The sequence below is a fragment of the Kitasatospora sp. NEAU-69 genome, assembly GCF_057158765.1.
On sequence record NZ_JBWXUE010000036.1, the window covers coordinates 23,648 to 46,031 of the forward strand.

A 22,384-nucleotide genomic window follows, 5' to 3' on the forward strand; every position below is an offset into this window, starting at 1 on the left:
ATCGCCGGCACTCTGGCGCCGGCCCGCGGGCCCTGGTAGGACAGGCCTATGCCCGCAGCCACCCGCACCAAGTACGACGCCGTCATCGTCGGCGGCGGCCACAACGGCCTGGTCGCCGCCGCCTACCTGGCCCGGGCCGGGCGCAGCGTGCTGGTCCTCGAACGGCTCGACCACACCGGCGGGGCGGCCGTCTCCACCCGGCCGTTCGCCGGTGTGCCGGCTCGGCTGTCCCGGTACTCGTATCTGGTCAGCCTGCTGCCGCGCAAGATCGTCGACGAGCTCGGCCTGCGCTTCGCCGTGCGCCCGCGCCGGATCTCCTCCTACACCCCGACCGTCCGCGCCGGCCGGCCGACCGGGCTGCTGGTGGACGCCGCCGACCAGGCCGGCACTGCCGCCTCGTTCCGCGAACTGACCGGCTCGGAGGCCGAGTTCAAGGCCTGGCAGGAGTTCTACGGGATGACCAGGGAGGTCGCCGAACGGGTCTTCCCCTCGCTCACCGAGCCACTGCCGAGCCGCGCGCAGCTGCGTCGCCGGGTGGCCGACCCGGCGGCCTGGGACGCGCTCTTCGAACGGCCGCTCGGCGAGAGCGTGGAGCGCCGGTTCGCCGACGACCTGGTGCGCGGCGTGGTCCTCACCGACGCGCTGATCGGCACGTTCACCCACGCCCACGACCCGTCGCTGCGGCAGAACAGGTGCTTCCTCTATCACGTGATCGGCGGCGGCACCGGTGACTGGTCGGTGCCGGTCGGTGGCATGGGCGCGCTCACCGACGCGCTCGCCGACGCCGCCCGGGCGGCCGGCGCCGAGATCCGCACCGGCTGCGAGGTGACGGCGCTTGCCACCGACGGCGTCACCGCCGAGGTGACGTACCGAGACGATGTGACCGAGCATCAGGTGACGAGCGATCAGGTGCTCTGCAACGCAGCACCGCAGACGCTCGCCCGACTGCTCGGCGAGCCGTCGACAGACCCCACATCGACGGACCCCGCACCGGAGGGCTCGCAGCTGAAGGTGAACATGCTGCTGCGCCGGCTCCCCCGGCTGCGGGACCACTCGGTGGACGCCCGCGCGGCCTTCGCCGGCACCTTCCACATCGCGGAGTCCTACCGGGAGTTGGAGTCCGCCTACCGCATGGCCGCCGCCGGGCGGCTGCCGGCGCCCGCGCCGTCCGAGGTGTACTGCCACTCGCTCACCGACGCCTCGATCCTCGGCCCGGAGCTCGCCGCGCAGGGCTACCAGACCCTCACACTCTTCGGACTGCACCAGCCCGCCCGGCTGTTCGCCGCAGGACCCGGCACCGTCACCCGCGAGGCGGCACTGGACGCCGCACTGCGGGCCCTCGACGCGGTGCTCGACGAACCACTCGCCGACTGCCTGGCGCTGGACGAGCACGGCCAACCGTGCATCGAGGCGAAGACCCCGCCGGACCTGGAACGCGAACTCGGCCTGCCGGGCGGCAACATCTTCCACCGCGACCTGGCGTTCCCCTTCCACGAGGACGAAGCAGCCGACCCGGCCACCGACCCGGCCGTCCGCTGGGGCGTGGCGACGGCCCACCGCACCATCCTGCTCTGCGGAGCCGGCGCGGTGCGCGGCGGCGGCGTCAGCGGCATCCCGGGGCACAACGCGGCGATGGCGGCACTGGGACGGTAGCGCCACGTGAATCCGGTTGTACGGCCGAAAGATTGACAAGGCGACAGGTGAGACCCCCTCGGCGGCCTTCTCCACCCTAGCGTCATCGTATGGATACGAAACGTTCTGCCGACTCGCGGCGAACCGGGATCGGTGCCGTACTCGTGCTGGCCCTCGCCATGCTCACCTTCGTCGCGGTCATCTCGCCCGCCGCTGCCGCCCACCGAACCTCCGTGCGCGCGACGGTCTACTTTCACAACACGAGCGACCGCGTCCTGACGCTCAAGGCGCAGCAGGGACACCCGACCCGCGTGCCAACCACGATCCCGGCAGGCGCAATCGCACAATGGTCCGTGGGCCTGTGCACAGCCCAGGACTGCACCACGACGGCTAGCTTCCTGGTCGGCGGAGAGGGTGGCGCCGTGGTCCAGGTCTCCTGGAACGTCCCGTACATCTATCCGAACACGTACAGCATCACGGCCCCACCCGGATACCTGGCCAGTTACTCGGGCGACAACGGACTCTACGCGCAGGTCGACTATTTCTTCCGCTGCAACTCCCTCACCTGCGACGGGATCCCCGCCGACTGGAAGCTGCACGGCGTCTACCTCGACCCAGGAGACGGCAGCGGCCCTCAGTTCATCGACCTGCCCGCGATGGGTGCCGACGTGCACAAGACGGACATCTTCGTCCAGGTCGACTGGATGGCCGACGAAGACCACAGCCACGCGCTCTCCAGTACAGCGATCCAGCGGGTGGTCGATGCCTTTGCGAAATCGCCGTACTACCGCAGGCTCGCGCCAACCGGCATCAACCTGCACGTCGATGCGGGCCCGGGCAGCATTCTCGACTTCAAGACCATGAAGACCTGGGGCAATCTCAGCAGAGCAAGGCAACTACCCGAGACCAGTAACCTCGGCACGGACGACGGCAACGGCAACTACAAGTGGGACGCCTTCGGAAAACTGAAGTCCGAGAAGGGCGGTTTCGTCAGCACCGGACGATCACCGATCTTCCACTACGCGATCTCGGCGCACAATCTGGCGCCCGGAAACAACTCCAGTGGCATCGCCGTCATCGGCGGAAGCGACCTCATCATCAGCCTGGGCAGCTTCGCGAACGAGGTCGGCACGAACAACGAGCAGGCCGGAACCCTGATGCACGAGCTGGGACACAACCTGGGCCTGCGGCATGGTGGCGGCGATGACGTCAACAACAAGCCGCAGTACTTCAGCGTGATGAACTACCTCTACCAGATGCACGGCCTGACGAAGAACGAGGAGAGCGGAACCCTCGACTACTCCGGTCAGACCACCGCGACACTGGACGAGGAAGCCCTCGACGAGAACAAGTTCCCCAGTAGCACGCAGAACTACGACATCAGGCACTGGTGCCCAGACCCGAACGGCGGCGGCTTCGACCTCGTGCCGGCGAAAGACGGCTGGGTCGACTGGAACTGCGACGGCTATACCGATCCGGCCCCGGTCAGGTTCGACGTCAACCACGACGGGCATTTGACCAAGCTCAGCAGCTTCAACGACTGGACGAACGTCAATGTTCGCTGCGGCTCGATCGGCAACTTCACCGCCGCCGCCGGTGTTCCGGCTCCGACCCCGGACAACGAGCTGACTCCACAGCAGGAGGCCCTGGACCTCCCGGCGGACACCACACCGCCGGTCACCACGGCAACGACCGACCCGCGCCCGGACGCGCAAGGCGTCTACACCACGAACGTCACCGTGACCCTCACCGCGACGGACGACGCCTCCGGTGTGGCCGGGACCGAGTACGACCTCGACGGCACCGGCTGGCAGCGGTACACCCGCCCGATCACGATCGGCGGCAACGGCCGGCACCGTCTGCTCTACCGCTCGATCGACCACGCACAGAACCAGGAGCCCGACCGGGAGCTGACCATCCGGATCGCCTGCGACCCGGGGGAGGCCGGGCACGCCGCCGGCTGACCGTGTCCGCCGGGCGGGGGAAATTCTCGGCGGGTGCGTGGTCGTCGTAGCCCGGTGGCCGGTCGGCGGCGCGAAGGTGGTGGTCAGCCGGGCCGCCCCGGAGCCCGCCCGTTTCTCTGGAGGCACCGTGCGCAGCATCCCCGCCCGGCGGTTGGCCGCGCCGCTCGCCGCCGCCCTGGTCGCCCTGCTGCTGACCGGCTCGGCCGGTCCCGCAGCCGGCAGCGGCCCGGCCGGCCCGGCCGGCGCCGCGCTCGGTGCCGATCTGGACCGGCTGCTCGGTGACGCCCGGCTGACCGGCGCCCAGGCGTCCGCGCTGGTCACCGACGCGACCACCGGTGAGGTGCTCTACCAGCACGACCCCGGCGCGCTGCTGCTGCCGGCCTCCACGATGAAGACCGTCACGGCCGCCGCCGCGCTCGACCTGCTCGGCCCGGACCACCGGTTCACCACCACCGTGCTGGCCGCCGGTCCGCGCACCGGCGGCGCGCTCGACGGCGACCTGGTGCTGCGCGGCGGCGGCGACCCGAGTCTGCTGCCCGCCGACCTTGAGACGCTCGCCGGGCAGGTGGCGGCCGCCGGGATCAGCTCGGTCTCGGGCGCGGTGCTCGCCGACGCGTCCCGCTTCGACGCCATCCCGCTCGGCCAGAACTGGGCCTGGGACGACCAGGCGGAGTACTACAGCCCGCAGATCTCCGCACTCACGCTGACCACCGACACCGACTACGACGTGGGCACCGTCCGCCTCACGCTGACGCCGGCCCGCCAGGCCGGGCAGCCGGCCACGGTGCGGCTCACCCCGGGCGAGGCACCGGTCCAGCTCAGCGGGCGGGTGGTCACCGGCGCCGGCGGCAGCGACGACACGGTCGGGGTGGGCCGGCGGCCCGGCGGCAACGCGCTGGTGCTCTCCGGCAGCCTGCCGGCGGACGCCGGCCCGACCGACGAGTGGGTCGCCGTGGACGACCCGGCCCGGCTCGCCGCGACCGTCTTCACGGCGGCGCTGGCCCGGCACGGCGTCGCGGTGCGCGGCGGCGTGCGCGAGGGCACCGCCCCGGCGGGCGCCACCGCGGTGGCGGGGCACGACTCGGCGCCGCTCGGCTCGCTGCTGGTGCCGTTCCTCAAGCTCAGCAACAACGGCATCGCCGAGCACCTGGTCAAGGAGATCGGGCGGGTGAAGTCCGGCTCCGGCAGCTGGGCCGCCGGGCTCGACCAGGTGCGCGGCTTCCTGCGCCGCAGCGGCCTGGAGCCGACCGCCGGGCGGCAGGTGGACGGTTCGGGGCTGTCGCGGCAGAACCTGATGACCGTCACCCGGCTGGACGCGCTGCTGCGGTTCGCCCGGCAGCAGCCGTGGTTCGCCACCTGGTACGACGCGCTGCCGGTGGCCGGGGACCCGCGCCGGATGGTCGGCGGCACGCTCACCGAGCGGCTGCGCGGCACGCCCGCCGAGGGCCGGGTGCACGCGAAGACCGGCTCGATGACGAGCGTGGACGCGCTGGCCGGCTACCTGGACCGGCCCGGCGCGCACCCGCTCGCGTTCAGCATCCTGCTCAACGACTTCGCCGGTGACAGCCCGCGCCCGGTGATCGACGCGTTCGTGGTCCGGCTCGCCTCCGACGGCGCCGCGGCGGCCGCGCAGCTGCGGCAGCGGCCGGCGCCGGGCACCCGGACCGCCCACGACTGGGAGGCCGCCTGCACCGCGGCCGCCCGGTGCTGAACCGTCCGACACGGGTGCTCGCGAGTCTGCTGCTCGCCTTCGCCGCGACCGGCGGCTGCGCGCGCACCGGCGGCGGGGACGACCGCCCCGTCCCGGCTGTCCCCGGCGGCGCCTACTCCGTCGCGCTCACCGAGCCCGACCACCTGACCCCCGGCCGGACCACCAGCAGCTACGCGCTCCAGGTGCTGGAGGGCCTGTTCGACACCCCGGTCGCGCTCGACCCGCACGACGGCCACCCCGTCCCGCTCGCGGCGAGCTCGGTCGACACGGCCGACCAGCGGACCTGGACGCTGACCTTCCGCCAGGGCGCCCGCTTCCACAACGGCGAGCCGGTCACCGCGGCCAGCTTCGCCGCCGCCTGGGACGCCGCGGCGTACGGCCCGAACGGCTGGGACGCCAACTCCTACTTCGCCCAGATCGACGGCTACGACCAGCTCAATCCGTCCGACGGCCAACAGCCCGCCACCCGCCACCTGGCCGGTGTCACCGTGCTGGACGACCGCACGCTGCGGGTGACGCTGAAGACCGCGTTCAGCCAGTTCCCGATGCTGCTCGCGTTCCCCGCCTTCGCGCCGCTGCCGCAGGCCGCGTTCAGCGATCCGGACGGCTTCGACGTGCACCCCGTCGGCAACGGGCCGTTCCGGATCGACGGCTCCTGGCAGCACAACCAGCGGATCGACCTGGCGCGGGCGGCCGGGTACGGCGGGCCGCGCCCGCCGATGGCGGACGCCGTGCACTTCCGGATCTTCACCAGCAAGGACACCGCGTTCACCGAGCTGGAAGCCGGCCACCTCGACTTCCTGACCAGCGTGCCGCCGGCGCGCGCGTACGAGGCCAAGCGCACCTTCGGCCACCACTACACCGTCCGCCCGAGCGGCACCATGGACTACCTCGGGCTGCCGGTCTGGGACCCGCGCTACGCGAAGCCGGAGCTGCGCCGGGCGCTGTCGATGGCGATCGACCGCAAGGGGATCACCCGGGCGATCTACAACGAGGTGTTCACGCCCGCCGACTCGCTGGTCGGCGCGACCATCCCGGGCCACCGCACCGACGCCTGCGGCGAGACCTGCGACTACCAGCCGGCCCGGGCCAGGGAGCTGCTCCAGCAGGCCGGCGGCTTCAGCGGCCCACTGGAGCTGTACTTCGCCAACTCCGACCCCAGCTACCTGCAGTGGATGACCGCCGTCGCCAACGAGCTGAAGCAGAACCTCGGTATCCGCCGGATCACGTTCCGGACCATGGCCCCCGCCGACCTCGGCCCGATCCTGAACGGCCACAAGGCGAGCGGCCCGTACCGGCAGAACTGGGTCGCCGACTACCCGAGCGAACAGGACTACCTGGCCGGACTGCTCGGTCCCGGCACCCGCTCGGGCTGGCACGACCCGGCCTTCGACGACCTGCTGGCGCGCGGCAACGCCGCCCCGACGGCCGCCGGGAGCATCGCCTACTACCAGCAGGCCGAGGACCTCGCGCTGCGCCAGCTGCCGCTGATCCCGCTGTGGAACTGGCAGGACCAGACCGCCTGGAGCAACCGGGTCGGCAACGTGCAGCTCGACCCGTACGTCGCCGGACTGCACCTGGAGCAGGTCACCGTGCGCCACTGAGCGCCGAGCACCGAAGGAGCGCTGATGGGCCGCTACCTCGCCCGCCGCCTGCTGTACGCCGTCCCCGTGCTGCTGGCCACCACCTTCCTGATCCACACGCTCGTCTTCGTGCTGCCCGGCGACCCGATCCAGGGCCTGGCCAGTGACCGCCCGGTGCCGCCGGCCGTGCTCGCCGAGCTGCGCCACCGCTACCACCTCGACCAGCCGCTCTTCGTCCAGTACGTCGACTACCTGCGCGGTCTGCTGCACGGGGACCTCGGCCGGACCTTCACCGGGCAGCCGGTCGCCGCGGCGCTGGCCGGGCGCTGGCAGGTCACGCTGCGGCTCGCCCTCACCGCCTGGGTGCTGGAGGCGGTGCTCGGCATGGCGCTCGGGATGTGGGCCGGGCTGCGGCGCGGCCGCTGGGCGGACAACGCGGTGCTGGCCGGGACCACGCTGGTGATCGCGGTGCCGGGCTACATCCTGGGCTACCTCGCGCAGTTGGTGTTCGGCGTGCGGCTCGGCTGGTTCCCGGTCGCCGGCGCGGACGCGGGCTGGCCGGCCGCCTACCTGCTGCCCGGCTTGGTGCTGGCCTCGTTCGGGGCCGGTTACGTCGCCCGGCTGACCCGCGCCTCGCTGCTGGAGAACCTGCGCGCCGACTACGTGCGCACCGCGAGCGCGAAGGGCCTGCCCCGGCTCCGGGTGGTGGTCTGGCACACGCTGCGCAACTCGCTGATCCCGGTGATGACCTTCCTCGGCGTCGAGTTGGGCTCGCTGCTGGCCGGCGCGGTGGTGACCGAGTACATCTTCAACCTGCCGGGCATCGGCCAGCAGGTCTTCCAGGCGATCCAGCTGCGCGAGGGGCCGACCGTGGTCGGCATCACCACCGTGCTGGTGCTGGTCTTCTGCCTGGCCAACCTCGCCGTGGACCTGCTGTACGGCCTGCTCGACCCGAGGATCCGCCATGACTAGCCCACCGCTCAGCCCGCCCGAGGAGCCGTCGGCCGGCCCACCGGACGGCTCACCGGACGCCCAGCCCGGCGGCCTCACCGTCACCGAGCTGGTGCTGCCGCCGCGCGGGCGGCCGCGCCGCCGGCACCGGCGCCCGGCCTCACCGGCGCGGGACGGCTGGCGGGAGCTGACGGCCCGGCCGGTCGCCCTGGCCGCCGCGGGCGTGCTGCTGCTGATCGCGCTGATGGCCGCGTTCCCCGACCCGTTCATCGCGCTGCTGACGCACGACAGCGGGCGCTGCGAGCTGGCCGACTCGCGGATCGGGCCGAGCCCGGACCATCCGTTCGGCTTCGACGTGCAGGGCTGCGACTACCTGGCCCAGATCGTCCGGGGCAGCCGGCCACCGCTGCTGATCGGCCTCGCGGTGACGGCGGGCGCGCTCGCCCTCTCGGTGCTGCTCGGGCTGCTGGCCGGCTTCTACGGCGGCTGGGTGGACGGCCTGATCTCCCGGAGCACCGACGTCTTCTTCGGGCTGCCGTTCGTGCTCGGCGCGACCGTGATCCTGGTCGCCTTCCCCGACCACGGGCTCGGCGCGATGACGCTGGTGCTGGTCGTGCTCGGCTGGACGACGATGACCCGGGTGATGCGGGCCCAGGTGATCGGGGTGCGCGACGCCGAGTTCGTCCGCGCCGCGCGCGCGACCGGCGCCGGTCCGCTGCGGCTGATGCTGCGGCACATCCTGCCGAACGCCGTGACACCGGTCGTCGTGGTGGCCATGCTGAACATCGGGAACGTCATCTCGGGCGAGGCGACGCTGGACTTCCTCGGGGTCGGGCTGCAGTATCCGGCGCTCTCCTGGGGGCTCCAACTCAACTCCGCGCAGGCGTACTTCCTCGACTTCCCGCACCTGCTCGTGTTTCCGGCGCTGTTCCTGGTCGCCACCGTGCTGAGCTTCCTGGTGATCGGCGACGCCGTCCGGGACGCCTACGACCCGAAGCTGAGGTGACCCGAGGCCATGCCCCATCCACCAGCCATGCGTACTCCACCGAAGCTGCGGGTGGGCGACCTGGTGGCGATCGCCGCGCCCGCCGGCCCGGTGGCCGCCGACCGGCTCGCCGCCGGGCGGGCGCTGCTCGAGTCCTGGGGCCTGCGGGTCACCGTGCTGCCGCACGTCCTCGACCGGCACCCCGACCCGCACCTCGGCCATCTGGCCGGGAGCGACCGGCACCGGGCCGCCGATCTGACCTCGGCCTGGCTCGACCCCGCGGTCCGCGCCGTCTTCTGCGCCCGCGGCGGCTACGGCAGCCAGCGGGTGCTGGAGCTGCTCGACTGGGACCGGCTCGCCGCGGCGGTGCCCAAGGTGCTGGCCGGCTCCAGCGACATCACCGCACTGCACGAGGCCTTCGCCGCCCGCCTCGGCGTCAGCACCCTGCACGCACCGATGCCCGCGACCGCCGCCCTGGAACAGCCGGCCAGCGCCGAGCACCTGCACACCGTGCTCTTCCACCCCGAGCTGGTCACCGGGCTCCCCCTCACCGGCCCCGCGCTGGTGCCCGGCACGGCACGCGGCCGGCTCGCCGGTGGCAACGCCAGCCTGCTGGCGGCCTCGATCGGCACGCCGACCGCCCTGCCGGCCGACGGCTGCCTGCTGCTCCTGGAGGAGACCGGCGAGGAGCCGTACCGGCTCGACCGGATCCTCACCCAGCTCGGCCGGGCCGGTGTGCTCGCGCGGGCGGCGGGCGTGCTGCTCGGCGACTTCACCGACTGCGGGCCGCGGGCGGAGGTCGCCGCCGTCCTCGCCGACCGCCTCGGCGGCCTCGCCGTCCCGGTCGCCACCGGCCTGCCGGCGGGGCACGGCGACCCGCAGCTGACGGTGCCGCTGGGGGTGCGGGCGGTGCTGGAGGCCGGGGCCGGCTCGGGGGCCGGGTCAACGCTGACTCTGCTGGACCCGCCGCTCGGCCACTGACGCGGGTTGCTGGCACCGGCTGCTGACACCGGAGAGCGGCCGGTCCGACTTCCCGCGGAGGCGGAGCCTCCGATTCGGTTATCACCGCGCGTACTGGGAACCCTACCCTGCGTACCGTGCCGCGATCGCAGCGGCACCCAGCGGGGACGGGGGCGACAGCCATGACAGTGGTATTCGACGCGGACTTCGCGTCACCGAGTCAGTGGACGGCCGGCAGGACCAGCGCCTATCCGAACATGGGCCCGACCAACCGGCCCGACCACAAGCTCGACGTCCTGAACCGGTCGTACTGCCCCGGCGGGGTGTTCAGCGCGACCCGCCGGTTCTGGGGCGGCCTGTGGAGCTGCAACCTGCTGACCACCGAGGGCAGCCCGGAGGGCTTCCAGCTCCAGGCCGGCGACCTGGTGCGCGCGCAGATCGTGCTGCCGACCGGCTTCGGCGCCTGGCCGGCGATCTGGACCTGGCGGGACGGCGGCAACGAGGTGGACCTCTTCGAGTACCACCCGGACCACCCGGACCTGCTGGAGGTCACCAACCACGTCGGCGGCGGCCAGCTGTACTGGCACGGCGGCGCGGCCGGCGTGGCGCCGGGCGCGACGGTGGAGCTGGAGACCCGGATCGGCGCGGACTCGGTGGACTGGTCGGCGAACGGGGTGCCGTTCTACCAGGACGGGCAGGGCGTCGGCGCCGACTGGCACGCCTACCTGATCGTCAACCTGTCGATCTCGGACGGCACCTACCACCCGGCGCCGCCACCCGGCGGACCGCGGCGGCTGAGCTGGACCTGCCTCAGCCTGCAGGTGGAGCGCGATCCGGACGTGGTGGACCTGACCTGACCTGACCTGATCCGTCACCTCAGCGGAACCCGCAGCGGGTAACGGTCGTCGTCGGCGGCCGCCACCTCGGCGAGCGAGTCGCGGTACTCGCTCTGGTCGACCAGCCCGGCCAGCCGGGCCGCCACCAGCAGCACCTCGGCCTCCTCGCCCGTGACCAGCCCCCAGCGCAGCGGGATCAGCCCACCGGACTGCGCCGGCCCGGCCCCGGCCGGGGCCACAGTGCCGTCCGGGGTCACAGTGCGGTCCGGGGTCACGGCGCGGTCCGGACTGCCGCGCCGCTTGGCGGCCGCGCCGAGCCGAGCGAGCAACCGACCAAGGCGGGATCTCCGTGCCGGGACCATGGCCGCCGCCTCCCGTCTGCCGAGCTTTGGCGCCTGCCTCCAGTCTGGCGGACTCGGGCACAGGCAGCACGCCCACGACAGAGCTCCTCCCCGGGCGCTGGCACGGCCGGGGAGGAGCTCGCGGGTCAGACGGGTCGCTACTGCTTCACGTAGTGCTTCACGTCCTACTTCACGAACGCGTGCGAGACCTCGCAGCCGCCCTTGCCGCCGCTGTAGTCGTTGGCCCAGGTGGACTGGACCGCGAACTTGCCGGTGCTCAGCGTGATGTTCTGCGAGGCGCCCTGGCCGGAGGAGATCCAGGCGCACAGGTCACCGTTCTCCTCGCCCTGGGAGTCGGTCCAGCCGCCCGCCGGGTTCTGGTCGGTGATGGTCTCGGCGTACTCGTGGCCGCCGACGATCGTCACGCCGTCCAGGTTGCCGGGCTTGTTGACGAAGCCCTGGCCGCAGCCGGCTCCCGCGTCCGGCAGGTACGGCATGTTGGTGAACGCGATGTCGCCGTACGGGGAGGTCGCGGCGCCACCGGAGAGCGTGCTGTCGCCGTTGTAGTCGTGCCAGGCGCAGAAGCCCTGACCCTGGTAGTTGTCCGGGTTGGTGCCGGACGGGAAGGTGATCACGTACTGCGCGTTGCGGTTCGACGCGGCGGTGGTGTTCGCGAAGTGCTTGGCCGCCTTGATCGCCTCCAGCGCGATCTGGTGACCGTTCGCGGAGGACGGGACGGCCGAGTTGTCCACCCAGACGCCCGCGAGCGCGCCGGTGCTGCCCGGGTGGCCGACGTGCGCCGCGGTCGAGGGGCAGCTCTTGGCACCCTTCGCGATGCCCTGGCAGTACTGGGTCATGACGCCGGACCAGCTGTCGGTGCTGCTGCCCAGGCCCTTGAAGAAGCTCTGCTGGTCGGGCGCCAGGCCGGCCTTGTCGCCGCTGAGGTGGACCAGGCCGTTGGAGGTCGTGGACGTGCCCCACTGGGAGCCCCAGTAGATCACGTAGACCTTCGGCGCACCGGTGGTGACGCCGATGCCGTCGATGGCGCCGCCATAGGCCAGGTCGGCCGCAGACGGGGCGCCGTTGACGGCCGGCGTGTTGACGGCGCGGCCGGTCGCCGGGTCGAGCATCGGCACCAGGCCGTGCCGGTAGGCGTGCGAGGCCGTCGGCGCGACGGTCTGCGCCTGGGCGAGCCCACTGCCCGCGAAGACGCCGCCGATCAGGGCGAACGCGGCGACCGAGGCAGCCGCGGCGGTCTTGGCGGAGCGAGAGGTGAGAGCTGATGCACCGTTGATGCGAGGCATGCGGTGGGGGGTCCTTCCGTGCATTGCATGGGGGTCGGGGACGGCCGTTCCGGTGCGGAGCACACGGGTGGGCCGGTTGCACGGTTCCTCGAACGGGCAGCGCTGTACCCGTAGTTGATCACCGCGGTGCGCGGCGGCAGTTCATGATGACGTACCGTCAAAGATGACGCCAGGGTGAGAACACGGACGATGCGGCTCCGGTTGAACGGGCCCCGGCGCCCCGGCGCGCGGACCAGCGCTCGATCACCCCGAGACCCGGGGGGATGTTGACTATTGTTGATTTATATTGGATCATGTTGATGGCTGGGGCGGGTCGGACTGAGGGTTCCGACTCGCCCCGGGCCGCTCACCCGGACTGCTCACCCGGGTTGGCGACCGCGCCGCTGAACCGGAGCAACCGGCTGCGCCGCACGGGCGACAGTCCCCGGGCGGTTGCCGGGAATCGCCCACCACGGGTGCCTAGGGTCGCGAGACGCGCTGGACGGTGCGGGCCGACGGCCACTGAGGGGCCGTCAGGCCGGCCCTCTCTCCCGGAAAGGGACCCGATGCCGGCTGACCAGGCCGATCAGGCCGACGAGACCATCCTGGCCGCTCAGGCCTACCAGCCCCACGAGGCTGACGACGCACCCGACCGGGCACCGGCCCGCCGCACCCGCCGGCGAGCCGTGGTCCGCACGCTGCTCGGCGGTGGCGCGCTGGCCGCGCTGAGCACGCCCGCCCGCGCGGCCGTGCCCACCGCCCCCACTGCCCCCACCACGCCCACCAGCCACCGGCCGGCGCCGCGCCGGGAGGACGCGTTCGCGGCGGACACGTTCCGGCCCACCGGCCGGGTGCGCGAGTACTGGGTGCAGGCCGACGCGTTCGAGCACAACGCCGCGCCGAACGGCTACGACGCGATGTCCGGCCAGAAGTTCACCAGCGCGCAGACCACCTTCTGGGCCGTCGGCTTCCGCGCCTACACCCCGAACTGGGGGCAGCCGCTGGACGCCGACCCGGCCCCGGACGGGATCGGCGCGAACAGCGGGATCCCCGGACCGGTGCTGCGCGCCGAGGTCGGCGACCAGATCCGGGTGCACTTCCGCAACAACGACCAGCACTACAAGTGGCCGCACAGCATGCACCCGCACGGCGTGCGCTACACCCCGGAGAACGACGGCGGCTGGCTCGCCGACGCCCCGAACACGCCGGGCACGGCCGTGGCGTACGGCGACAGCTACACGTACACCTGGCAGTGCACGCCCTCCTCGGCCGGCACCTGGCCCTACCACGACCACTCGGTGCCGCAGACGATCGCCGCCCCCGGCCCGAAGCCGAAGGACGCCGACGCATCGGACGGCATGGCACCGATGCCCACGATGGAGATCGGCGCGCAGCTCGGGATGGTCGGCGTGCTCGCGATCAACGACCGGGAAACGCCGGCTGTGGACCGTGAGTTCGTCGTCGTGCTGCACGACGTCAACAGGTCGGACGTGCCGTCCGTGGGGATGAGCCTGAACCTGGTGAACGGCGGTGCCTTCCTGGACAACGCCCCGACCTTCACCGCCAGGGTCGGTGACCGGGTGCGCTGGCGGGTCGCCGCGCTGGGCAGCGAGTTCCACGTCTTCCACCTGCACGGGCACCGCTGGCGCAGCCGGTCCGGCGGCGACTCGGTCGACTCCGAGCTGATCGGGCCCGCCTCCACGCTGACCATCGAGTACACCGAGGACAATCCGGGCAACTGGATCTACCACTGCCACGTCGTGCGGCACATGATGGGCGGCATGGCCGGCCGCTACCAGGTCCTGCCGTGACCCGGTAGCGGCCGGGAGAACGCCGGATGCTCAGCCGCTCAAGCGCTCAGGGGCGGCTGAGCATCCGGCCCAGCACGTCCGCCAGCACCGGCTCCGACGCCTCGCCCGCTCCCTCGGAGCGCCACGCGACGAAGCCGTCGGGGCGCACGAGCACCGCGCCGTCCGCGCCGACGCCGTGCAGGCCGGCCCAGTCCGCGCCGGGCTCGGGCGCCAGGTCGTGCTCCGCGCCGTCGCCGACCCGCAGGCAGCTGAGCGGCACGCCGAGCCGCTTGGCCACCTGCTCGCCGGCCGCGTGCCAGGCACCGTCCTCGGGCCCGCTGAGCAGCACCGGCGTCTCCTCGTAGAGGTCCAGCGTGGAGAGCCGCCGCCCCGAGCGGTTCAGCCACAGGTGCGGTGCCCGGCCGCCCGGCACGGCGACCGGCCGGAAGTCCATCGGCAGCACGTCCGCGCCGGCGCCGGCCGCCGCCCCGGGCACGGCGCTGGACGCGTACCGGTAGCCGAGCACCACGGCCAGCATCCCCGCCTGCCGCCCGGCACCCGGGCTGACGTCGTAGCCGGGGTGCCGGTGCTCGGCGGAGCGCGCCGAGGCCCGCGCGCTGGTGGCCAGCGCGACCGGGCGGCGCTCGGCGTCGTACGTCTCCAGCAGTGCGGGCCCGGCCCAGCCGCGCAGCACCGCGGCGAGCTTCCAGGCCAGGTTGTGCGCGTCCTGGATGCCGGTGTTCGAACCGAACGCGCCGGTCGGGGACATCTCGTGCGCCGAATCGCCGGCCAGGAAGACCCGGCCGTGGCCGTACCGCTCGGCGACCCGCTCGGCCGCGTGCCAGGGCGCCTTGCCGGTGACCTCGACCGCGAGGCCGGGCACCCCGGTCGCGGCCCGGATCAGCTCGGCGCACCGCTCGTCGGTGAAGTCCTCCAGCGTCTCGCCGCGGTCGGGGTGCCACGGCGCGTGGAAGACCCACTCCCGCTCGTTGTCCACCGGCAGCAGCGCGCCGCCGCCCTGCGGATTCGTCAGGTAGCAGACGATGAACCGGCGGTCGCCGACGACCGCGGCCAGCTCGTCCGCGCGGAACGTGATACTGACGTTGTGGAACAGGTCGCCCTGCCCGCTGCGGCCGATCCCCAGGCTCTCCCGCACGGGGCTGCGCGGCCCGTCGGCGGCGACCAGGTAGTCGGCGCGCACGGTGCGGATCCGCCCGCCGTCGCGCTCGCGCAGGATCGCGGTGACGCCCTCGGGGTCCTGTTCGAAGGAGACCAGCTCGGTGCCGAACCGCAGCTCACCGCCGAGCTCGCGGGCCTGTCCCAGCAGCACCGGCTCCAGGTCGTTCTGGCTGCACAGGCACCAGCCGGACGGACTGAGCCGGTTCAGCGCGCCGCCCGGGTCGATCTGCCGGAACAGCCACTCCTGGTCGTCCCCGGTCAGCGAGCCGGCCTGCAGGATGCCGTGGTTGTCGGCGAGCACCGAGGCGGCCTCGCGGATCGCCTGCTCGACTCCGGCGGTGCGGTAGAGCTCCATGGTGCGCACGTTGTTGCCGCGCCCGCGCGGGTGGTGCGAGGTGGCCGCGTGCCGCTCCACCAGCAGGTGCCGCACGCCGAGGCGGCCGAGGAAGAGCGAGGTGGACAGCCCGACCAGCGAGCCGCCGGTGATCAGGACGGGCACGTGGTCGTCGACTTTCGGGGACATCGGCACTCTCCAGGTCACGGTGACCCGCGGGCCGGGTCCGCCGCCGGTTCAGCTTCATTCCCGTCCAGCGTCGGCAGAGCGGCCCTCTGGGGCGAGGTTCACCCGGCTGACTCATGCGCCGTGCGCGCGCCGTTGCGGCGCGTAACCATCGATCGCATGCGACCAGGGGGAAAGCGCCAGCTGTGAGAGGACCCAGCACCGTGACGATCTCGTCCGAGAAAGCACCCGAACGACACCCGATGCGCCCCACCGAGCCGGCCCGGCTGCGCGTCGTCCTGCTGCTGGACGTCCACGACGGCCACGAGCAGAACTTCCTCGCCGCCTACGAGCGGATCCGCCACCAGGTGGCCGGCGTGCCAGGACACATCAGTGACCAGCTCTGCCAGTCGCTCGGCAACGCGTCCCAGTGGCTGATCACCAGCGAGTGGGAGAGCGCCGAGCCGTTCCTGGCCTGGGTGGACAGCGCGGCCCACCGCAAGATGGTGGAGCCGCTGCACGACTGCGTCAGCGACACCCACTCGCTGCGTTTCGTGATCGCCCGCGAGACACCGGACCCGACCCGCGGCGAGCCGTCGAAGCGGGCCGCGCCCTCGCGGCCGGCCGAGGCCACCGACCCGGTGCCGAGCCCGCCGCTGGCATTCGGCGGCGTCGTGCACCACGCGATCACGTTCACCGTGGAGCCGGGCAGCGAGTCGACCGTGGCCGGGATCCTGGCCGACTACCGCTCGCCCGAGGCGCAGGTGGACGGGACCACCCGCCTGCTGCGCACCTCGCTCTTCATGCGCGGCAACCGGGTGGTGCGGGCCGTCGAGGTGCGTGGCGACCTGGGCAACGCACTGCGGCACGTCGCGCAGCAGCCGGAGGTGCGGGCGGTCGAGGAGGCCGTCAACCCGTACCTGGAGGAGGCCCGCGACCTGACCGACCCGCGCTCGGCGCGGGCGTTCTTCGCCCGCGCGGCGCTGCCCGCAGTGCAGCACGTGCCCGGCGAGACGACCGGCACCACCCGGCACGCCTTCGAGTACCCGGTGCGGCCGGGCTGCGGCGAGGCGGTGGCGATCCTGCTCGCCGAGCAGGACGCCCGCGCCGCCGGCGACCCGGGGCACCCGCTGGCCGGCAGCACGATGTTCCTGCGCGAGGGCCTGCTGGTCCGCCTGGTGGACCTGCGGGTGCCGTACCACGCGGCGCCGTCGGCGGCGGCCGGCTTCGGGCCGGGCCAGGAGTCCTGGGCGCTGCGCCAGTTCCTGCGCCTCGGCGAGGACTTCCAGCTCGCGACCGAGTCCGAGATCGCCCGGTTCCTGGAGAGCTGCGCGATGGAACTCGTCACCGACCGGCACGCCCCGGCCGGCTGAGGCCGGCCGGCGCACCCGCCGCCCGCCCTCCCCCCGCCGCACCCGTCCCCTGCCGCACCGCAGCAAGCCACCACAGCAAGCCACCGCAGAAAGAGCGAGCCATGACCACCCAGTCCGTACGCATCGTGCCCCTCGACGAGACCACGCCCAACCGCAGGCGTGGCGGCGACCTGCGCGCCATGCTCACCCCGACGTCCGTGGGGGCCACCAGCGGCTTCATGGGGGTCGCCATCATCCAGCCCGGCGACCGGATCGGCGAGCACTACCACCCGTACTCCGAGGAGTTCGTCTTCGTCGTCAGCGGCGACCTGGAGGTGGACCTGGACGGGGTGACCCACGCGCTGCGGCCCGACCACGGGCTGATGATCCCGCGCGAGATGCGCCACCGGTTCCGCAACGTGGGCAGCCAGGAGGCCCGGATGGTCTTCCACCTCGGACCGCTGGCGCCACGCCCCGAGCTGGGCCACGTGGACACCGAGGAGACCCAGACCGGGGCGCCCGCATGATGCGCCGGGTCGCCGTCACCGGGCTGGGTGTGGTGGCACCCGGTGGGATAGGCGTACCGGCGTTCTGGGACATGCTGACCGCCGGCCGCACCGCCACCCGCGGTATCACCCTCTTCGACCCCGCGGGCTTCCGCTCCCGGATCGCCGCCGAGTGCGACTTCGACGCGCTGGCCTGCGGGCTGGCCCCGGAGCAGACCGAACGCGCGGACCGCTACGTGCAGTTCGCGCTCGCCGCGGCGGGCGAGGCGGTCCGCGACTGCGGGCTCGACCTGGCCGCGCTGGACCCCTGGCGGGTCGGCGTCTCGCTCGGCTCCGCGGTTGGCGGGACCACCCGGCTGGAGCACGACTACGTGGCGGTCAGCGCCGGCGGCTCCCGCTGGGACGTCGATCCGCAGGCCGCCCGGCCGCACCTGCACCGGGCGTTCTCGCCGAGCGCGCTGGCCTCCGAGGTGGCCGAGCAGGTCGGTGCGCAGGGCCCGGTGCAGACCGTCTCGACCGGCTGCACCTCGGGCCTGGACGCGGTCGGGCACGCCTTCCACCTGATCGAGGAGGGCCGGGCCGACGTGATCGTGGCCGGCGCGGCCGACTCGCCGATCTCACCGATCACGGTCGCCTGCTTCGACGCGATCAAGGCCACCTCGACCCGCAACGACGACCCGGAGCACGCCTCCCGGCCGTTCGACGCGGAGCGGGACGGCTTCGTGCTCGGCGAGGGCGCCGCCGTGCTGGTGCTGGAGGAGCTGGAGCACGCCAGGGCCCGCGGCGCCCGGATCTACTGCGAGATCCGCGGTTTCGCGACCTTCGGCAACGCCTACCACATGACCGGGCTGACCACCGAGGGCCGCGAGATGTCCGAGGCGATCGACCGGGCGCTCGCCCAGGCCCGGCTCAACCCGACCGACGTGGACTACGTGAACGCGCACGGCTCGGGCACCAAGCAGAACGACCGGCACGAGACCGCGGCCGTCAAGCGCTCGCTCGGCGCCCACGCGTACGCCGTCCCGATGAGCTCGATCAAGTCGATGGTCGGCCACTCGCTGGGCGCGATCGGCGCGATCGAGCTGGCGGCCTGCGCGCTCGCGCTCGCCAACAAGGTGGTGCCGCCGACCGCGAACTACCAGACCCCGGACCCGGAGTGCGACCTGGACTACGTGCCGCGCACCGCGCGCGCCGCGGCCGCGCTGCGCACCGTGCTCTCGGTAGGCAGCGGCTTCGGCGGCTTCCAGTCCGCGGTCGTCCTCGCCAGCGCTGACGGGAGATCGGGATGAGCCGTCGCAAGACCGAACGCACGGGCCGCCAACCGGTGGTGACCGGTCTGGGCGTGGTCGCCCCGAACGGGGTCGGCACCGGGCGGTTCTGGAAGGCCGTGCACCAGGGCCAGAGCGTGCTCGGCCCGGTCACCCGGGACGGCTGCACCCACCTGCCGCTGAAGGTGGCCGGCGAGGTGCACGGCTTCGAGGCCGGCGACGTGATCGAGGACCGGTTCCTGGTGCAGACCGACCGGTTCACCCACTTCGCCATGGCCGCCGCCGAACTCGCGCTGGCCGACGCGCACCTGAACGCCGAGCAGCAGGACCGGTTCGGCGTCGGCGTGGTGACCGCGGCGGGCTCCGGCGGCGGCGAGTTCGGCCAGGGCGAGCTCCAGCAACTCTGGGGCCGGGGGCCGCACTTCGTCGGGCCGTACCAGTCGATCGCCTGGTTCTACGCCGCCAGCACCGGCCAGATCTCGATCCGCGGCGGGTTCCGCGGGCCGTGCGGAGTGCTCGCGAACGACGAGGCCGGTGGGCTCGACGTCTTCGGCCAGGCCTGCCGGACGATCCGGCGCGGCACCGACGTGGTGATCGCCGGCGCGACCGAGGCGCCGCTGGCGCCGTACTCGGTGGTCTGCCAGCTCGGCTACCCGGAGCTCAGCCTGGCCACCGACCCGCGCCGGGCCTACCTGCCGTTCACCGAGGACGCCTGCGGCTTCGTGCCGGCCGAGGGCGGCGCGATGTTCGTGGTCGAGGAGGAGGCGGCGGCGCGCCGGCGCGGCGCGCTGGTCCGGGCGGTGGTCGCCGGCCACTGCTCGACCTTCACCGGGACGGCCGGCTGGGAGAACTCCCGGCACGGCCTGGCCCGGGCGATCCAGGGCGCGCTGGCCGAGGCCGACTGCCCGCCGGACGAGGTGGACGTGGTCCTCGCGGACGCGCTCGGCGTGCCGGCGGCGGACCGGGCCGAGGTGCTCGCGCTCTCCGACGCGCTCGGCCGGCGGGCCGCGACCGTGCCGGTCACCGCGCCGAAGACCGGCTTCGGCCGCGCCTACTCCGCCGCCTCGGCGCTGGACGTCGCGATCGCGATGCTCGCGCTGGAGCACGGTGTGGTGCCGCCCACGCCGAACATCTCCGAAGTCCGCCACGACCTGGACCTGGTCACCGGCCAGGCCCGCAAGGTCCCGCTGCGCACCGCGCTGGTGCTGAGCCGCGGCCTGATGGGCTGCAACTCGGCGCTGGTGCTCCGCCGCGCCGGCGAGGACCGGCTGTGATGACCACCCACCCCCTCCAAGGAGACCCGCAGATGAACGGTCCTGTGACCCTCGAAGAGCTCGCCATGCTGATGAAGTCGCGCGCCGGCCTGGCGGTCCTGCCGCAGCAGCTGGAGGACGCACCCGACGACCCGTTCGAGCAGTACGGCCTCGACTCGCTGGGCCTGCTCGGCATCGTCTCGGAGCTGGAGAACCGCTACGGCCACTCGATCGACAACGAGCCGGAGCACTGCAAGACGCCGGCCGAGTTCCTCACCCTGGTCAACGCCCAACTCAACACGGGAGCCTGAGATGGCCGGACACACCGAGAACAGCATCCTGATCGCCGCGCCGATCGACCTCACCTGGGACCTGACCAACGACCTGGAGAACTGGCCGCAGCTCTTCAGCGAGTACGCCAGCGTCGAGGTGCTGGACCGGCAGGGCGAGAAGACCACGTTCCGCCTGACCATGCACCCGGACGAGGAGGGGCGGGTGTGGAGCTGGGTCTCCGAGCGCGAGCCGGACCGCCGCACCCACACCGTCCTCGCCCGCCGGGTGGAGACCGGGCCGTTCGAGCGGATGGAGATCCGCTGGGAGTACCGCGAGGTCGAGGACGGCACCGAGATGCGCTGGGTGCAGGACTTCGCGATGAAGCCCACCGCGCCGGTCGACGACGCCGGGATGACCGAGCACATCAACCGCAACTCCAAGATCCAGATGGCACTGATCCGCGACAAGGTCGAGCAGCACGCGCACGAGCGCGGGCTGTCCCGCTGAAGGGAGTCCCCATGCACCGTTCGCTGATCGTCGCCCGGATGAAGCCGGACGCGGCGCCGCTGATCGCCGAGACCTTCGCCGACTCCGACCGCGGCGAACTGCCCGGCCTGATCGGGGTGACCGGCCGCAGCCTGTTCCAGTTCGGCGACCTCTACCTGCACCTGATCGAGGCCGAGCGGCCGCCCGGCCCCGAGGTTGCCAAGATGAAGGACCACCCGCAGTTCCGCGACATCAGCGACCGGCTCGCGGCCTTCGTGCAGGCCTACGACCCGGCGACCTGGCGCGAGCCCAAGGACGCGATGGCGCGCGAGTTCTACCGCTGGCAGCGCGACTAGGGCCGGCCAGAGGACCAGCGCAAAGGAGGAGCGGGGCCGTGGTGGCGGCCCCGCTCCTCCTTTGCGCTGGTCCCTGGCCGCTCGGCGGTCAGCCGGCGACCGGCTTGACCGTGCTGTCGAAGGCGTGCAGGTAGGAGTTGACCGACTCGACGCCGGTCAGGGTCAGACCCGCCTCGGCCATCAGGCCGGTCAGGCTGTCCTTGGAGTGCTTCGCGCCGCCGACGTTGAGCAGCAGCAGCAGGTCCATCGCGGTGGTGAAGCGCATCGACGGGCTGTCGTCCACCAGGTTCTCGATCACCAGCACCCGGGCACCGGGGCGGGCCGCGGCGACCACGTTGGAGAGCGTGCGACGGGTGCTCTCGTCGTCCCACTCCAGGATGTTCTTGATGATGTACATATCGGCCCGCACCGGGATCGCCTCCCGGCAGTCGCCCGGCACCAGCGTGACCCGGTCGGCGAACGCGCCGCCCTCGCGCAGCCGGGGGTCGGCGTTGGCGACCACCTTGGGCAGGTCCAGCAGCACGCCGGTCAGCGCCGGGTGCTTCTCCAGCAGGCTGGCCAGCACGTGCCCCTGGCCACCGCCGATGTCCGCCACCGAGTCGATCCCGGTGAGGTCGAGGAACTCGGCGATGTCCTCGGCCGACTGACGGCTCGAATGGGTCATCGCCTGGTCGAAGACCCGGGCGGAATCCCCCGCGTCGGCGTGCAGGTAGGTGAAGAAGTCCTTGCCGTAGAGGTCGGCGAAGACGTGCTTGCCGGAGCGGACGGCGTCGTCGAGGCGCGGCCAGGCCTCCCAGGTCCACGGCTCGGTGCACCAGAGCGCGATGTACCGCAGGCTGCCGGGCGCGTCCTCGCGCAGCAGCCGGGACATCGCGGTGTGCGCGTACCGGCCATCCGGGGTCTCGGCGAAGATGCCGTAGCAGGACAGCGCGCGCAGCAGCCGGCTGAGCGGCTGCTGCTCGGTGCCGAGCAGGTCGGCCAGCTCGTCGAGCCCGGTGGGCGTCTCGCCGAGCACGTCGGCGATGCGCAGCCGCGCCGCCGCCCGGACGGCGGCGGCGCAGGCGGCACCGAAGACGACTTCACGCAGCCGGATGGCCGCCTGTGGACCATCCGGCGGATCGCCGAGCTGGTTTTCGGTCTGAACGGTGGTCATCCAGCGCTCCTCGGGTCGAGTCT

20 protein-coding genes are annotated in these 22,384 nt (G+C 72.9%); 16 read left to right on the forward strand and 4 right to left on the reverse strand.

Annotation, left to right across the window (positions count from 1 at the left end; genetic code table 11):
* Window positions 1–48 precede the first annotated feature (48 nt).
* From AC060L_RS30875 to AC060L_RS30910, 8 genes are all read left to right on the forward strand, one after another.
* Entirely contained in the window at window positions 49–1,653 is a 1,605-nt protein-coding gene (locus AC060L_RS30875; RefSeq protein ID WP_483802258.1) for a phytoene desaturase family protein, read from the forward strand.
* A gap of 89 nt (window positions 1,654–1,742) precedes the next feature.
* The gene (locus AC060L_RS30880; RefSeq protein WP_483802259.1) at window positions 1,743–3,596 is read left to right on the forward strand and encodes an OmpL47-type beta-barrel domain-containing protein; all 1,854 of its coding nucleotides are present in this window, start codon (window positions 1,743–1,745) and stop codon (window positions 3,594–3,596) included.
* A gap of 127 nt (window positions 3,597–3,723) precedes the next feature.
* Complete coding sequence (gene dacB / locus AC060L_RS30885) at window positions 3,724–5,307, forward strand: D-alanyl-D-alanine carboxypeptidase/D-alanyl-D-alanine endopeptidase (protein WP_483802260.1); 1,584 nt, start codon at window positions 3,724–3,726, stop codon at window positions 5,305–5,307.
* A 14-nt stretch (window positions 5,308–5,321) separates the two neighbouring features.
* Window positions 5,322–6,911 carry a peptide ABC transporter substrate-binding protein gene (locus AC060L_RS30890; RefSeq protein ID WP_483802261.1) on the forward strand — a complete coding sequence of 530 codons (1,590 nt, stop codon included), beginning with the start codon at window positions 5,322–5,324 and terminating at the stop codon, window positions 6,909–6,911.
* Window positions 6,912–6,935: 24 nt separating this feature from the next.
* Window positions 6,936–7,862: an ABC transporter permease gene (locus AC060L_RS30895; RefSeq protein ID WP_483802262.1), complete on the forward strand. Its 927-nt coding sequence runs from the start codon at window positions 6,936–6,938 to the stop codon at window positions 7,860–7,862.
* A complete protein-coding gene (locus AC060L_RS30900) occupies window positions 7,855–8,847 on the forward strand; it encodes an ABC transporter permease (RefSeq protein WP_483802263.1) in 993 nt (330 codons plus the stop codon). Before AC060L_RS30895 ends, AC060L_RS30900 begins: the two co-directional genes overlap by 8 nt.
* A 27-nt stretch (window positions 8,848–8,874) precedes the next feature.
* Window positions 8,875–9,807: a S66 peptidase family protein gene (locus AC060L_RS30905; protein ID WP_483802264.1), complete on the forward strand. Its 933-nt coding sequence runs from the start codon at window positions 8,875–8,877 to the stop codon at window positions 9,805–9,807.
* A 161-nt stretch (window positions 9,808–9,968) separates the two neighbouring features.
* Window positions 9,969–10,643 (forward strand): LamG domain-containing protein, encoded by a 675-nt coding sequence (locus AC060L_RS30910; protein ID WP_483802265.1) that lies wholly within the window; start codon window positions 9,969–9,971, stop codon window positions 10,641–10,643.
* Window positions 10,644–10,657: 14 nt separating this feature from the next.
* Here AC060L_RS30910 and AC060L_RS30915 read toward each other — a convergent pair whose 3' ends face one another.
* A complete protein-coding gene (locus AC060L_RS30915) occupies window positions 10,658–10,951 on the reverse strand; it encodes a hypothetical protein (RefSeq protein ID WP_483802266.1) in 294 nt (97 codons plus the stop codon).
* 197 nt (window positions 10,952–11,148) lie between these two features.
* Window positions 11,149–12,267, reverse strand: coding sequence for a hypothetical protein (locus tag AC060L_RS30920; protein ID WP_483802267.1), 1,119 nt, complete (start codon window positions 12,265–12,267; stop codon window positions 11,149–11,151).
* A gap of 545 nt (window positions 12,268–12,812) precedes the next feature.
* Here AC060L_RS30920 and AC060L_RS30925 point away from each other — a divergent pair.
* Complete coding sequence (locus tag AC060L_RS30925) at window positions 12,813–14,057, forward strand: multicopper oxidase domain-containing protein (RefSeq protein ID WP_483802268.1); 1,245 nt, start codon at window positions 12,813–12,815, stop codon at window positions 14,055–14,057.
* A 46-nt stretch (window positions 14,058–14,103) separates the two neighbouring features.
* Here the strand turns inward: AC060L_RS30925 and AC060L_RS30930 are convergent, their stop codons facing one another.
* Window positions 14,104–15,738, reverse strand: coding sequence for an FAD-dependent oxidoreductase (locus tag AC060L_RS30930; RefSeq protein WP_483802269.1), 1,635 nt, complete (start codon window positions 15,736–15,738; stop codon window positions 14,104–14,106).
* A 113-nt stretch (window positions 15,739–15,851) separates the two neighbouring features.
* Between AC060L_RS30930 and AC060L_RS30935 the strand changes: the two genes are divergently transcribed.
* From AC060L_RS30935 to AC060L_RS30965, 7 genes are all read left to right on the forward strand, one after another.
* Window positions 15,852–17,087 (forward strand): SchA/CurD-like domain-containing protein, encoded by a 1,236-nt coding sequence (locus AC060L_RS30935; protein WP_483802270.1) that lies wholly within the window; start codon window positions 15,852–15,854, stop codon window positions 17,085–17,087.
* A gap of 101 nt (window positions 17,088–17,188) precedes the next feature.
* Complete coding sequence (locus tag AC060L_RS30940) at window positions 17,189–17,593, forward strand: cupin domain-containing protein (protein ID WP_483802271.1); 405 nt, start codon at window positions 17,189–17,191, stop codon at window positions 17,591–17,593.
* A complete protein-coding gene (locus tag AC060L_RS30945) occupies window positions 17,590–18,861 on the forward strand; it encodes a beta-ketoacyl-[acyl-carrier-protein] synthase family protein (RefSeq protein ID WP_483802272.1) in 1,272 nt (423 codons plus the stop codon). Before AC060L_RS30940 ends, AC060L_RS30945 begins: the two co-directional genes overlap by 4 nt.
* A complete protein-coding gene (locus AC060L_RS30950) occupies window positions 18,858–20,114 on the forward strand; it encodes a beta-ketoacyl synthase N-terminal-like domain-containing protein (protein ID WP_483802273.1) in 1,257 nt (418 codons plus the stop codon). The genes AC060L_RS30945 and AC060L_RS30950 overlap by 4 nt, the downstream gene beginning before the upstream one ends.
* A gap of 32 nt (window positions 20,115–20,146) precedes the next feature.
* Complete coding sequence (locus AC060L_RS30955; protein ID WP_483802274.1) at window positions 20,147–20,404, forward strand: acyl carrier protein; 258 nt, start codon at window positions 20,147–20,149, stop codon at window positions 20,402–20,404.
* A gap of 1 nt (window position 20,405) precedes the next feature.
* A complete protein-coding gene (locus AC060L_RS30960; RefSeq protein ID WP_483802275.1) occupies window positions 20,406–20,873 on the forward strand; it encodes an SRPBCC family protein in 468 nt (155 codons plus the stop codon).
* A gap of 11 nt (window positions 20,874–20,884) precedes the next feature.
* Complete coding sequence (locus tag AC060L_RS30965; protein WP_483802276.1) at window positions 20,885–21,208, forward strand: TcmI family type II polyketide cyclase; 324 nt, start codon at window positions 20,885–20,887, stop codon at window positions 21,206–21,208.
* Between the two features lie 88 nt (window positions 21,209–21,296).
* Here AC060L_RS30965 and AC060L_RS30970 read toward each other — a convergent pair whose 3' ends face one another.
* A complete protein-coding gene (locus AC060L_RS30970) occupies window positions 21,297–22,361 on the reverse strand; it encodes a methyltransferase (RefSeq protein ID WP_483802277.1) in 1,065 nt (354 codons plus the stop codon).
* Window positions 22,362–22,384 lie beyond the last annotated feature (23 nt).

Excerpts from the sequence above, each read along its gene's own strand:
- AC060L_RS30875 (WP_483802258.1), top strand. The coding sequence starts at position 49 with ATGCCCGCAGCCACCCGCACCAAGTACGACGCCGTCATCGTCGGCGGC.
- AC060L_RS30880 (WP_483802259.1), top strand. The coding sequence starts at position 1,743 with ATGGATACGAAACGTTCTGCCGACTCGCGGCGAACCGGGATCGGTGCC.
- AC060L_RS30895 (WP_483802262.1), top strand. The coding sequence starts at position 6,936 with ATGGGCCGCTACCTCGCCCGCCGCCTGCTGTACGCCGTCCCCGTGCTG.
- AC060L_RS30900 (WP_483802263.1), top strand. The coding sequence starts at position 7,855 with ATGACTAGCCCACCGCTCAGCCCGCCCGAGGAGCCGTCGGCCGGCCCA.
- AC060L_RS30905 (WP_483802264.1), top strand. The coding sequence starts at position 8,875 with ATGCGTACTCCACCGAAGCTGCGGGTGGGCGACCTGGTGGCGATCGCC.
- AC060L_RS30910 (WP_483802265.1), top strand. The coding sequence starts at position 9,969 with ATGACAGTGGTATTCGACGCGGACTTCGCGTCACCGAGTCAGTGGACG.
- AC060L_RS30920 (WP_483802267.1), bottom strand. The coding sequence starts at position 12,267 with ATGCCTCGCATCAACGGTGCATCAGCTCTCACCTCTCGCTCCGCCAAG.
- AC060L_RS30925 (WP_483802268.1), top strand. The coding sequence starts at position 12,813 with ATGCCGGCTGACCAGGCCGATCAGGCCGACGAGACCATCCTGGCCGCT.
- AC060L_RS30930 (WP_483802269.1), bottom strand. The coding sequence starts at position 15,738 with ATGTCCCCGAAAGTCGACGACCACGTGCCCGTCCTGATCACCGGCGGC.
- AC060L_RS30935 (WP_483802270.1), top strand. The coding sequence starts at position 15,852 with ATGCGCCGTGCGCGCGCCGTTGCGGCGCGTAACCATCGATCGCATGCG.
- AC060L_RS30940 (WP_483802271.1), top strand. The coding sequence starts at position 17,189 with ATGACCACCCAGTCCGTACGCATCGTGCCCCTCGACGAGACCACGCCC.
- AC060L_RS30945 (WP_483802272.1), top strand. The coding sequence starts at position 17,590 with ATGATGCGCCGGGTCGCCGTCACCGGGCTGGGTGTGGTGGCACCCGGT.
- AC060L_RS30950 (WP_483802273.1), top strand. The coding sequence starts at position 18,858 with ATGAGCCGTCGCAAGACCGAACGCACGGGCCGCCAACCGGTGGTGACC.
- AC060L_RS30955 (WP_483802274.1), top strand. The coding sequence starts at position 20,147 with ATGAACGGTCCTGTGACCCTCGAAGAGCTCGCCATGCTGATGAAGTCG.
- AC060L_RS30960 (WP_483802275.1), top strand. The coding sequence starts at position 20,406 with ATGGCCGGACACACCGAGAACAGCATCCTGATCGCCGCGCCGATCGAC.
- AC060L_RS30965 (WP_483802276.1), top strand. The coding sequence starts at position 20,885 with ATGCACCGTTCGCTGATCGTCGCCCGGATGAAGCCGGACGCGGCGCCG.
- AC060L_RS30970 (WP_483802277.1), bottom strand. The coding sequence starts at position 22,361 with ATGACCACCGTTCAGACCGAAAACCAGCTCGGCGATCCGCCGGATGGT.